At 43.0% G+C, this 12,128-nt stretch carries 10 protein-coding genes; 7 read left to right on the top strand and 3 right to left on the bottom strand.

The genetic code is table 11. The features are described 5' to 3' along the window. Positions 1-22: 22 nt before the first annotated feature. Positions 23-706: a type 1 glutamine amidotransferase domain-containing protein gene (locus ACXAFM_RS12230; RefSeq protein ID WP_474834687.1), complete on the bottom strand. Its 684-nt coding sequence runs from the start codon at positions 704-706 to the stop codon at positions 23-25. A 192-nt stretch (positions 707-898) separates the two neighbouring features. Beyond that, on the bottom strand, positions 899-4,072 hold the full coding sequence (locus tag ACXAFM_RS12225) for a TonB-dependent receptor (RefSeq protein WP_474834685.1): 3,174 nt from the start codon (positions 4,070-4,072) through the stop codon (positions 899-901). A 384-nt stretch (positions 4,073-4,456) separates the two neighbouring features. Here ACXAFM_RS12225 and ACXAFM_RS12220 point away from each other — a divergent pair, with 384 nt between their 5' ends. The 5 genes from ACXAFM_RS12220 (at position 4,457) to ACXAFM_RS12200 (ending at position 9,348) form a co-directional block, all read left to right on the top strand. Beyond that, on the top strand, positions 4,457-5,350 hold the full coding sequence (locus ACXAFM_RS12220) for a type 2 periplasmic-binding domain-containing protein (protein ID WP_474834683.1): 894 nt from the start codon (positions 4,457-4,459) through the stop codon (positions 5,348-5,350). Next, the gene (locus tag ACXAFM_RS12215) at positions 5,350-6,303 is read left to right on the top strand and encodes a hypothetical protein (RefSeq protein WP_474829793.1); all 954 of its coding nucleotides are present in this window, start codon (positions 5,350-5,352) and stop codon (positions 6,301-6,303) included. Before ACXAFM_RS12220 ends, ACXAFM_RS12215 begins: the two co-directional genes overlap by 1 nt. A gap of 188 nt (positions 6,304-6,491) precedes the next feature. After that, entirely contained in the window at positions 6,492-7,115 is a 624-nt protein-coding gene (udk, locus tag ACXAFM_RS12210) for a uridine kinase (RefSeq protein ID WP_014950808.1), read from the top strand. A 12-nt stretch (positions 7,116-7,127) separates the two neighbouring features. Then, entirely contained in the window at positions 7,128-8,339 is a 1,212-nt protein-coding gene (locus ACXAFM_RS12205; protein WP_474829791.1) for a NupC/NupG family nucleoside CNT transporter, read from the top strand. Between the two features lie 169 nt (positions 8,340-8,508). Continuing rightward, entirely contained in the window at positions 8,509-9,348 is an 840-nt protein-coding gene (locus ACXAFM_RS12200) for an isopenicillin N synthase family dioxygenase (protein WP_334060271.1), read from the top strand. A gap of 55 nt (positions 9,349-9,403) precedes the next feature. On the opposite strand, the gene ACXAFM_RS12195 is transcribed toward ACXAFM_RS12200, so the two are convergent. Beyond that, positions 9,404-10,564, bottom strand: coding sequence for a tetratricopeptide repeat protein (locus ACXAFM_RS12195; RefSeq protein ID WP_474834681.1), 1,161 nt, complete (start codon positions 10,562-10,564; stop codon positions 9,404-9,406). A 306-nt stretch (positions 10,565-10,870) separates the two neighbouring features. Between ACXAFM_RS12195 and ACXAFM_RS12190 the strand changes: the two genes are divergently transcribed. After that, entirely contained in the window at positions 10,871-11,377 is a 507-nt protein-coding gene (locus ACXAFM_RS12190; protein ID WP_474834679.1) for a fasciclin domain-containing protein, read from the top strand. Between the two features lie 236 nt (positions 11,378-11,613). Beyond that, entirely contained in the window at positions 11,614-12,033 is a 420-nt protein-coding gene (locus ACXAFM_RS12185) for an MAPEG family protein (protein WP_474829784.1), read from the top strand. The last annotated feature ends 95 nt before the right edge of the window (positions 12,034-12,128 follow it).

The following is a 12,128-nucleotide window of genomic DNA, read 5'->3' as shown; positions in this document are numbered from 1 at the left end:
TAGTTTATAAACTAAGACTTTCCTAAGATAAAAGCTTAATTAGCGCATCTGCAGCTGGGCGTGATGACGGTGGGTTCTGTCCTGTCACCAGTAAACCATCAGTACACACTTTTACGGCGAAATCGTCTGCACTTTCATATTTACCGCCCTTTTTCACTAGTTCGTCTTCAACTAGGTATGGGACAACATCGGTAAGCTCCATTGCTGCTTCTTCGCTATTGGAGAAACCTGTCACAGCTTTTCCGTCCACCAAGTACTTACCATCTGGAGTTTGCACATCTTTAAGCACGATTGGCGCATGACACACGGCACCAACAGGTTTGTTTGCCGCAATTGTGTCTTCTATAAGTTTAATTGAGTGGGCATTATCTGACAGATCCCACAAAGGACCATGACCACCTGGGTAGAATACTGCGTCAAACTCATCTGCACGCACATCTTCAAGCGGTATAGTCGAAGCGATTGCACTACGCGCTAATTCATCTTTCGTGTATCGAATTGCATCATCAGTCATCGCATCGTCGGATAGACTATTGGGGTCAATAGGAACTTGCCCGCCCATCGGCGACGCAAGGGTAATCGTATAGTCTTGATCTTTAAATGCGTAATAAGGTGCGGCAAACTCCTCAAGCCACATACCTGTTTTCTCACCCGTGTCACCCATAATTTCGTGAGACGTCATTACCATTAACATACGTTTTGACATAAGCCCTCCTTGCGAGCATTTAAAAATGTAACGCCAATTACTTCGTGTGATGGAGGGTCTTAGATCATAAAAGCAGAGAAGGATCGATTAGTAGCAAATGAGTGAGATAAATCGCGGGCATAAAAAAGTGCCACTTCCTGTTAAGGAGAGTGGCACCTAACACTACAACTTGTAGTTAGCGTTTACTACTTCTTAGAAGCGGTAGTTAACACCTACGCGGATTTCCCATAGAGAAGGACCGCGAGATACGCTTTGCTCTGGAATAGAAACAGCGCTGTACTCGTATTGACCTGCGTCGTTGAAGCTAGCATCAAGAACTTCATCACCACCGAAGCTACCCTGACGGAAATCGCCCCACTGGTCGTTGATCAAGTTAGTCAAGTTTTCAATTACGAAGAACGCGCTTGCTGTATGACCTTCATAGAAGCCAGGAAGCTCTTGAGAAACACGTAAGTCAGCTTTAAACCACCAGTCAGCAGTTTCACTGTTACGCTCAAGGATCTCGCCACGTTCGAAGCCGTTGTTCTCAACCCAACGGTTAAACAGTCTTTCTGCTTCTTCTGCAGTTTGTAGCACGTCACCATCACGGTTAGTTTGGTCTACAAACACTACATTCGGGTCATTTACTTCAGGAATGTAAATAAGCTGACGAGCAAATACACCATCCCATGAGAATGCTGAGTTGTTGCTATGAACGTAAGAGAAAGGCTTACCTTCGTTAGCCGTTGCAAACAAGTTGAAACGCGTTGCATAACCGTCAAAGAACTCAGCAGTGTAGCCTAGAGAGAAGTTAAAACGGTTGCCAACAGCGTAGTCAGACGTTGCTGCAGATGGATTGTTAGGATCGCTAGTTGCAAAGTTCGCGTAGTTCGAGAATGCAACTGCGCTTGTCATTGGGTTAGCATCTTCAGCATCAACATAAGCGTATGAAGCGCCCATATCGAAACCATTATCCCACTCTTTGCTTACGCCGATTGAAAGTACAAGCGAACTACCGTCGTCACTTGAATCTACGTTACCAAGGATAAAGTCAGACGTTTCGTTACGGTCCGCGTCAATGCGCTCGTAAATTGGACGACCGTCAAAACGATTTTGACCTGAGTAAACGATGTTAGCGTCTCTAACAATCGCTGAGTCTTGGCGATCGGTATAGATCATATCAGCGTTAATTAGGTAGTCGTTTTCAGTTACGTAGGTGAAGCCTAGCGCGTATTTCCACTCAGACGGAATTTCAAAGTCTGGGTCAGTTGCGTTAGTGTTACCGTCACCATCTGTTAGGCTAGTGTTCGCTACTACGTCAAATAGCTCTTGTGGTACGTCGTAAATCGGACGACCTTGACCAGTTAGCGCTAGGTCAAACAATGAAGTAGTGCCACTTACGAAGCCATCGATTTGACCTTCACGAGTACCAATGTTCGTCACACCGTCGTTAGAGTAAGCATTTGAGATCCAAACGTTAGGGTTACCACCAGAGTAAAGACCTAAACCACCGCGTAGCTCTAGGCTTTCGTTAACTGTGTAAGTAAAACCGAAACGCGGTTGAAGAAGGTCGATACCGTCTACATTTGCCGTGTTTGCAAAACCGTAACGCTCAGTAAAGTTTTCATTCAAACGAGGTGTGTCGTCAGAACCGTATGTATCGTAACGAAGACCAGCCATAATTTTCAAGTCATCAGTCAGATAGAACTCGTCTTGTACGTAGAACGTGGTCACGTCGAATGCAAAAGAAGCACCTGCATCAGCTGGGTTATTTGTACCCGCTGAGTTATTGTAGTAAATACGGTCAACTAGGCCTGCTTCAAAATCAGCAATGCTGTCGAAACGGTATTCACCTACGGTGTGCTGCATAAACAGGTTAAATACATCAGTTTCTTCGTATTCAACACCGGCTGTAATTTCGTGGTCGCCCCAGAAATAAGTACCCGCAAGCTTGAAGTTAAACACTTCGTAGTTAAGGTCGTTAGACTGACGAGAATCATCAGGACCGATGTAAATACGGCCGCTACCTTCAGTAGAAATCTGCGCTTCTGCAAAGCCAGAAGCAGCATCAAGTGATTGCTGGCGATTATCTAGGTCAGTGTGACCAATACGAAGTTCTGTCGAGAAATCGTCAGACCAGTTTGAGTAGAGTGAACCAACAATCGTAGTTAGCTCAGCGCCGCGCTCGTAGAAGTGATTGCTAAGAGAAAGGTTACTTGAACCACCATCAGATTGGCTTACGCTGAAACCATCGTTCCAGTTGTAAACTAATGAAGCACGGTGATCTGCATTAATATTCCAGTCTAGTTTAATAAGAATTTTTTCATCTTCAACTGGCGCAGAACCTGGTGTACCGCCAACATCGTAACCGTAAACGCGTTGCGCAATTTCAGTTACTTGGTCGATATCATCTTGAGTTACACGGCCGCCAAGCGCGTTGTAATCATATAGCTGAACGCCTTCAAGCTTCTCGTAAGCAGCAAAAAGGAAAAGACTATCTTTAATTAGTGGAAGGCCAACGTTGAAGCCGTAACGTTTTTCAGTGTAGTTGCCGTTGTCACGCTCTACGCTGTCAACTTCGTCGCCGCGGTAAGAGTCAGACGTAAAGTCATAGAAAACACCGCCGTGAACTTCATTTGTACCTGATTTGGTTACTGCGTTGATGTTACACGCAGTGAAGCCACCGTACTCTACGTCGAAAGGAGCAAGCTCAACCGCTACTTGTTGAATAGCGTCGTAAGAGAAAGGCATACGCTCAGTTGGGAAGCCGTTGCTGTTTAGACCGAAGTTGTCATTCATGCGAATACCATCTAGGGTCAAACTATTGTTACGCGGGCTTGCACCACCACAGCTAATTGAGTCGTTGAAGCTTTCATCAACGAAAACACGAGGGTCAACACGCACAATATCACCGATGCTACGGTTAATAGCAGGCGTATTTTCAAGCGCTTCTAGATTAAATACTGTTTGCGGGCCAGTTGCACCAAACGCTGTAGCTGTTAATGCGCTACCGCTAACAGAAATAACTTCGATGTCGCTAGCGTCTTCTAGCGTAAGGTTAACACCAAATGGGTTACCTAATTCAAGGAATACGCTGTCAATAGTAGTGTCTTGGTACTCGTCAGAATCTACAACGATTCTGTAAGGACCACCAACGCGAAGGCCGCGAAGGTTAAACGTACCGTTAGCTCCCACAACCACTTCACGGGCTGTGCCAGTAGGTTCGTGAATGACAGTAACAGATGTTCCCGCAGCAGGTGCACCTGTAGGGGTAAGGATGCGGCCTTCCATTGCAGATGACGTTTCTTGCGCCATTGCAGTGGTAGACAAACCGATTGACAGCGCAACCGCAGCCGCAATGCGACTGAATTTAGCTGATGAGCTCATGTGTGTGTTTCCCTTTTTGTTTAAAATTCTTTTTAACACGGTCTAGTGTAGTGCAAAAATAACACACCTAGCCTGTGCTTGTACTTGAATGTATTAAATTGTCGTAAACCTTCGTGTCAGTTTTATTACAGTTTTACATTTTTATTTAACAGCAATCGCCCGAGGCTATTGAGTTTGAAAATTATTTCTTGACCACATGGTCAAGTTAATTTACTTGTTATTATTATTGTCAATCCATAACGATTAGCTGGACCTATTCTTGACAGATATACGACTAATAAACAGCGTTTAATAAAAATCAGGTTTACCCATAAAAAACCCATAAATATCATAAATATAACACTTTAAAATAAACTTACCTATTGCAATAAATAACCTTAACTGATGAAATCACACTATAAATCGTTAATTCATTTGGTCGTTTTTTTGACGAATTTCAGAATTGTTGCCTCCGGGAAATGGATAATTTTTATTATCGCTGCTATCACCTGCGGTGCGGTGAACTATTTCCAACATTCAGTCACATACACTGATATCGCCCCTCAAACTGGCCAAAATATGAACTGCAAGACTGAACTTGTGGGAAATTTTGATGTTTTTTCTGTTTATGTAACCGACGGCAGAATAGCTGAGATGGCAAAAGAGAAGCTTTGCAGCGATCAAACCATTAAACGTCAATTCGGCGAAGTAAATATAATTATCGGACAAAGCGATTACGACACGTTTCGTTACATCAATCACGGCGTTGTCGATTTAGCGTTGGTCAAGAGCAACGTAGTTGATGCTTTCGGGGCAGATCAGATTTACGGCTTAACTAAGATTGCGTCGCATCCTAACTATTCGGCATTTTTCATTGCCTTACGAGAAAGGCCTGAACTTTCAAAAGAGTACCTTTTAGGAAAGCGCATTGGCTTGTTGGACTATCCTAGCAGTCGCTCGGGCCATATCGTGCCGAAGACTGTAATGCAAGGCTTAGGACTGAGCGACAATAATGTCGACATTGTATATTTCAGTTCTCACCAAGAACTAAGACGCGCGCTGCTTGCTGGTGATGTGGACATTATTTCTTCTTACTGGGCTGAAGAAGATGAAGAAAGGTTTTCACGAAACTACGCCACGCCGCTTTTAGAAAGCGTAAGCGGAATGCAATGGTTTTTGAAAATGCAAACGCAGAATACCGACTTGTTTTGTGCAATGCAGTCAGTCGTTCATGACATAGCGATGTCTCACCCCAGGCCCTATTACAAAACTATTACATTGGAAGAGGGGTGTAACTAATGAGTCATAAAAAGATTTATTTCAAGTCCAAGCCCCTGATTGCTATTAACGTTTTAGCGTTAATATTGACACTTCAATGTGTGGCGATAACCGCACAATATTTCTCATACCAATCTTCCGTTCATCAAGCGCTTGATAATGTTCAGCGAAGAATAAGTTTAGATAGCGCCTTTTTAGATGTGGGCAATAAAACACTTAATACCCCAGTTAATCAATTCGCGATTTACCGATACCTGAGTAGATTGAACAGCAGCCTCAAAAAACAAGGCTATCCAGTCCTGGTAAAGGGTATTCAAGGTATAGAAACGGATTCAGAAGACTTCAGTTCATACCCCAGTAAAATGTCTTCGCGTTTCGTTAATGCTGAACAAGACATTATCGTCGAACTTCGTCATAAACTCCCTTCAAGCGCCTTAACGTTCAGTTGGATTGCTTTATTTGCGTCACTCTTTATCGCGCCGCTATTCTTTATTTCAAATAGAACAAGAAAGGCTCGCAAAGCGCTTGAAGAAGTCATTCCTCCTACGCCTAAGCTTGTAATTAATTTAAAAGACAAAACTATTTCTAACGGCATAGACGATAAAGTGGTTACGCTCCAAAACAAGCCGTTATGCTTTTACACTGCGTTAGTCAGATATTGTATAGAGTATCCACACACCCCACTTCCTCCGCACAAGGATGTACCTTCTGAATTGCTTACGCTAGCGAACAGAAGTTTCGGACGGCTTATTGAGCTTGGGCATACTAAGCGCAAACGCCCTGATTTCAATGCGAACCTGGACAAAACCCTCAGTGAAATAAGAGCCGCCCTTGATGAAGTGTTTTCGTCTTACAACGAAGAAAAAGAGAATTATTACCCGCCTCGTGCTCAGGGAGAAGGTTCGCGTTCAAAGCAACACTCTTACGCATTGCCACCGATAAAAGAAGAGGATATCGAAATTATTGGTAATTAATTAAAAACTGACCAATTGGAGAACTTTTTTGTATTTTATGCGTGTTTTAAAAACAGCCCGCAATACCTTGAAAACACAATAAAGTTCTAGCAAAGACCGCGCCCAAAAGTGAGAACTTGTGAATATAACATTGATTCGCGAGGCCTAAACGCGTATCTTTGCACCAACAAAACCAGCTTTATAGTACTATGCAATCGCCACTAATTATTGCCATTTCTGGAGCTTCTGGCTCTGGGAAGTCTCTTTTTACAAAAAATTTGTTTAACGGCTTCAGTGCTCAAGGGCGCCCTGTTCAAGTGCTGCGCGAAGATCACTACTATCGCGCCCAAGATCATCTTCCCATGGAACAGCGTGAGAAGAATAACTACGATCATCCAAACGCATTTGAACACGAGTTATTGAAAGCGCACCTGCAAGCATTGCGTGATGGCCAACCTATCGACTATCCGCATTACTGCTATAAAACGCACACACGTTTACCTGAAACGGAGCGCTTAAACCCCGCACCGGTGATCATACTTGAAGGTATTATGTTGCTTGCACGTACAGATTTATTACCTCTGTACGACGTAAAAATCTTTATCGATACTCCTCTTGATATTTGTTTGATGCGCCGAATGATGCGAGACCTGAAAGAACGAGGTCGTAGCATAGAATCAGTGGCCAAGCAGTACGAAGAAACTGTAAAGCCTATGTATCATCAATTTATCGAACCTAGCCGCTTCACTGCCGACGTAGTAGTGACGCAAGGTGGCAAAAACCAAATCGCATTAGATGTGATCAAATCACACATTCAGCAAGCGCTTCTTTAAGGGAACATTACTATGGTAGGTTTACTGGGCATTGCAGTCCTTCTGGGTATTGCTTTCGCGTTATCATCGGCGAAACGCAGTATAAATTGGCGCACCGTTGGCGGCGCATTTGCTATTCAAGCATCAGTTGGCGCATTTGTCCTGTACTCTGAACCAGGTAAAGAAGTTCTATTAAGCGCAACCAAATTTGTCGCCAACATTATTGCTTATAGCCAAGAAGGCATTAACTTCTTGTTCGGCCCTATTGGCGACAAATCAATTGCTTTTATTTTTGCCTTTAACGTGCTTCCCGTTATTGTCTTTTTCTCTGCACTTATCGCTGTTCTCTATCACCTCAAAGTGATGGGTGTCATCATCAAAGTAATCGGTGGATTCTTACAAAAAGCGCTGGGGACTAGTCGTCCTGAATCCATGTCCTCTGCAGCCAACATTTTTGTCGGTCAAACCGAAGCGCCTTTGGTAGTTCGCCCTTTCATCCCACACATGACGAGCTCTGAACTGTTTGCCATTATGGTAGGCGGGCTAGCGTCAATTGCGGGCTCTGTGATGGCAGGTTATGCTGGAATGGGCGTTGACCTTAAATACTTATTGGCCGCAAGCTTTATGGCTGCGCCAGGTGGTTTGCTAATGGCAAAAATTATCTTGCCTGAAACCAGTAAACCCAATGAAGACTTACACGACGTAGACGCGGAAGATACCGGCTACGCTAATGTATTTGATGCTGCTGCCAGTGGCGCAGCGTCAGGCATGCAGCTTGCGTTAAACGTAGGCGCTATGCTACTCGCTTTCATAGCGTTAATTGCCATGTTTAACGGCCTTATTGGCTGGACAGCAGGGCTATTTGGCTATGAAAACGTTACGTTTGAAGGGATCCTGGGTTATGTACTTCAACCTCTTGCATGGGCAATCGGCGTACCATGGGAGGAAGCACAACTTGCAGGTAGCTTCATTGGTCAGAAAATGGTGGTCAACGAATTCGTTGCTTACCTTAACTTCTTAGAAAACCAATCGCAGCTATCTGAAGCATCTCAGGCCATTATCACCTTTGCACTTTGTGGTTTTGCAAACTTCTCTTCTATCGCTATTTTGATGGGTGGAATTGGTGCTATGGCACCAACACGCAGAAAAGAAATTGCGAGACTGGGGTTAAAAGCTGTTATTGCTGCAACGTTATCTAACTTAATGAGTGCCGCGCTAGCGGGCTTTTACCTCTCTCTTGGTTAAATTTCATTAATTTGGACCAGTTGGTCAAGATTTTACTAGACTAACTGGTCAGGTTTCTGTAAATTACGCGCAAATTCCTCGCGGGATTGATTTATGTCAATTTCTGCGACTTTTTTCTGTAGCCCGTCTACCTTTATAATGCCGCAGTCAAAATATACGGGATAAAGTTATGCAATTAGTTGCTGTTGATTACCAAGCGGAAAACGCACAAGAAGAATTCGTGAAGTCACTTCGCGAGACAGGGTTCGGTGTTTTGAAAAATCACCCTATCCAACAGTCATTAGTTCAAGGTATTTACGACAATTGGCAGGGCTTCTTCGATAGTGAAGAGAAGAACGACTACCTGTACAACAAAGGTAAACAAGACGGATTTTTCCCTCAGAGCGTATCTGAGGTAGCTAAAGGCTTTACGAAAAAAGATATTAAAGAGTATTACCACTTCTATCCGTGGGGTCAGTGCCCAGAAGCGCTACATCCACAAATTTCTCAGTACTATGAGGAAGCAAACACATTAGCGAAAGAGCTATTGGGTTGGATAGAAAAGCACTCTCCTTCAGAGGTGAGCGATAAGTACAGTCAGCCGCTAGGTGACATGATCAAAGATTCTGATCAAACCTTGCTACGTATACTGCACTACCCACCACTAAAAGGTGATGAAGAAGTTGATGCAATTCGCGCTGCTGCTCACGAAGATATTAATTTGATTACTATCTTGCCAGCAGCCAACGAGCCAGGGTTGCAAGTACAAGCTAAAGACGGTAGTTGGATTGACGTTCCTTGTGATTTCGGGAACTTGATCGTGAATATTGGCGACATGCTTCAAGAAGCATCAGGCGGATATTTCCCATCAACTACCCATAGGGTTGTAAACCCAGATGGCACTGACATGACGAAATCTCGTATCTCGTTGCCATTGTTTTTACACCCAAGACCAGATGTTGTTCTTTCAGAACGTCATACTGCAGGGTCATACCTGCAAGAGCGCCTTCGTGAGCTGGGCGTTATATAAATTAAGTTCCTTTTGTAGTGTTATTCTTTTGCCGCAGCTAGTCTGCGGCTTTTTTTTAGTTGCTTGCCAAGGTAGCTAGTTTAGAAGAATAGCGCTGTTTTTCTTGTTGGTTTGGTGAATGCTTCACGGCTCTTTCTAAGAAGCGTTGCGCTTCGCTAACATCTCCTAACTCGTGATACGCTTTGGCCATGCCGAATAAAATCTCGTGACGCGCGTTATCAAGCTTTAGCCCTTTTCTATAATGCGCTATTGCAGCGTTAAGCTTGCCAGCATCAAAAGCTTGTTCCCCTAATATGTAATGATAAAAAGGGTTGTTCTTACGCTTTGCTTCAACCATTTGCGTAATCTGCATTGCTTCTCCATTTCTATCTTGATGCGTATAAAGAATAGATAAATTTTCCCATGCGGTGAGGTTTTCATCATTTAGTGATAGTGCATGCTTGTAAGTAATCTCAGCCTGCTCATAAGCTTCCACCATTCTGTAAAGAACGCCTAGGTTCACCCAACTTTGCTGTAATTCAGGCGTTAATGTAGCAGCGGCACGAAAGTAACTGTAAGCCCTTGTGTAGCTATTCGCCACCAACGCATCTGCCCCTTTGTTGTTGTAGTACATGGACACTATTTTGTTTTTCGATACTGGCTTTCTGGGAAAGTAGTTGCGTAGCATTTGCGGGTCAAAGTCTACGTCTGCCCATGAGCCTCCAATCGATGTTACATGATTAGCCTCAGGCACTGAGACGCGCATATTAATATGCCCATTTAGCAGGCTATACCCTTCTCTTCGTGTCCAATACTCTGGAATATCTACTTCATAGAAGGTCGCGTCTAACCCCACATGTTCAGCAAGTGCATAGGTCATAATTGAGAGGGATAAACAGTTTGCCGCTCGATTGTTAAACGTAGTGTCTGCCGTCGTGTTCGCACTATTACGATACAGCATGCCATAGTCCGAATGATCAAAAATAGCTTTTACTAGCCCTTTTACATCTTTCCCGGTAATGCTTTTTGCATACACTGCCTTTTCAGCAAAGATCTGAGCATCTTCTCCAAGAAAAAAGATATCTTCAATAGACTCAACGGGAAATAAATGATGAGAAGAAAACAGGCTATCGTTTAATAGTGTGGGCGCTGCCTCCACACTATTCTCTCGCGTTGACTGGCAAGCGCTGAGCAAACCACAACAAAAAAGTATAAAGAAAACTAGTCGAGTATTCATATTAGGCACCTTTTCTTGTTACTCGATAGTTTAAAATTATAGCATTCGCGCTTATTTTTACATTTTATTTACAATTGCAAGCTGCATATTATCGCAATAGATAAGCCAGAACTGAACTAAGTTACTGATGCATCGCTCCTCTTCTTTCGTTGCTAACCAGCATTACACAAAGTTAATCATCAAATTGTAAGACATTGCCGTAACAAACCTCAATTCAGTAGCTTTCAGTAGCTGTCATTAAGTAGTAGACGATATGAAGGATGATGAATTTCATTTAAAACCCATTTACACATTGAAGGAAAGATTATGAAGAAAATAATGAGTGCGTTGTTTTTAATTGTACTGAGCACGAGCGTTTTCGCAGGTCACCATGCAGAAGGCAAGCAAAACGATATTGTCGACACTGCTGCTAGTAATGATATGTTTTCAACACTCGTAGCCGCCGTTAAGTCTGCTGATTTAGTCAGTACATTGAAAGGGGATGGTCCATTTACCGTTTTTGCTCCGACCGATGACGCATTTGCTGCATTGCCTGACGGTACAATTGAAATGCTGCTTAAACCCGAAAACAAGCAAACGCTAACAAAAATTCTTACGTATCATGTGGTAGCTGGTAAAGTAACAGCAAAAGATGTAACGGAGCTCTCTGATGCAACTACGGTGGAAGGTAGTAAGCTAATGATATCTACTACAATGAATAAAGTCATGATAAACGACGCTCAAGTTATCAAAGCTGACGTTATGGCCAGCAATGGTGTAATTCATGTTATAGATAGCGTATTACTTCCAAACGACATAAAAGCGTCGCTATAAATCGATATACAAGAATATAAAAAAAGAGCATACACCGACGAGGGTTGGTCTATGCTTTTTTATTTCTATTTATCGATCTCTTCCCATAGTTGTCGCGTAAACAAATTCAATTCGATAAAGGCTTTGATACTGTCTCGTTTCCATACGAGAACGTTAAGTGGATAGAGTCAATCAGCTCGGTATTACTGCACTTATAAATATATAAAGTCTCTCACTAAACCAGAGAAGGAGTTCAAATGTTTGCGGTTTACACATACAGTATTGCGGGGCTGCTAGTTATTAGTTTAACTGTGTTTGTTCAAAACATCGTAGCCGCTGTAGCACATAGAAAGCAGTCTCGTTACATTCCCGGTAAAGTCAGCGAAGAATTGAGCCACGATAGCTTTGTTTTTAGAAGTCACAGAACATTTCACAACTCGCTTGAAAATATTCACCAATTTACGCTTCCCGCATTGCTTTGTATGTTTCTTGGCGCGCCAACAGAGATCCTAGCCATGTTGGTTTGGGCCTTCGCACTAAGTCGTATCATTCATATGGCACTGTATTATGCTATTGCCACAGAGAAGAACCCTAGCCCTAGAAGCTATTTTTATATGGTGGGAACCCTGTGTACCCTTGGCGTTTTTGGATTGGCTTTTTTAAGTTTGTTTTTCTAAGGGTTGATACTTAAACCTTCCCATCTGTATCACAAATCGTTCTTTATTGTGAAAAAACGCCTTTAGCGTTAAAGATTTTCTTATAGATGCGGATA

It is taken from the genome of Alteromonas sp. ABD4_190 (assembly GCF_056160105.1).
The sequence above is the reverse complement of the archived record's forward strand: the minus strand, read 5'-3'. Positions and strand labels throughout refer to the sequence as shown.

Bases quoted from the DNA above. Each gene is read 5' to 3' on its own strand.
- ACXAFM_RS12230 (WP_474834687.1), bottom strand. From the start codon at position 706: ATGTCAAAACGTATGTTAATGGTAATGACGTCTCACGAAATTATGGGT.
- ACXAFM_RS12225 (WP_474834685.1), bottom strand. From the start codon at position 4,072: ATGAGCTCATCAGCTAAATTCAGTCGCATTGCGGCTGCGGTTGCGCTG.
- ACXAFM_RS12220 (WP_474834683.1), top strand. From the start codon at position 4,457: ATGAAATCACACTATAAATCGTTAATTCATTTGGTCGTTTTTTTGACG.
- ACXAFM_RS12215 (WP_474829793.1), top strand. From the start codon at position 5,350: ATGAGTCATAAAAAGATTTATTTCAAGTCCAAGCCCCTGATTGCTATT.
- udk (WP_014950808.1), top strand. From the start codon at position 6,492: ATGCAATCGCCACTAATTATTGCCATTTCTGGAGCTTCTGGCTCTGGG.
- ACXAFM_RS12205 (WP_474829791.1), top strand. From the start codon at position 7,128: ATGGTAGGTTTACTGGGCATTGCAGTCCTTCTGGGTATTGCTTTCGCG.
- ACXAFM_RS12200 (WP_334060271.1), top strand. From the start codon at position 8,509: ATGCAATTAGTTGCTGTTGATTACCAAGCGGAAAACGCACAAGAAGAA.
- ACXAFM_RS12195 (WP_474834681.1), bottom strand. From the start codon at position 10,564: ATGAATACTCGACTAGTTTTCTTTATACTTTTTTGTTGTGGTTTGCTC.
- ACXAFM_RS12190 (WP_474834679.1), top strand. From the start codon at position 10,871: ATGAAGAAAATAATGAGTGCGTTGTTTTTAATTGTACTGAGCACGAGC.
- ACXAFM_RS12185 (WP_474829784.1), top strand. From the start codon at position 11,614: ATGTTTGCGGTTTACACATACAGTATTGCGGGGCTGCTAGTTATTAGT.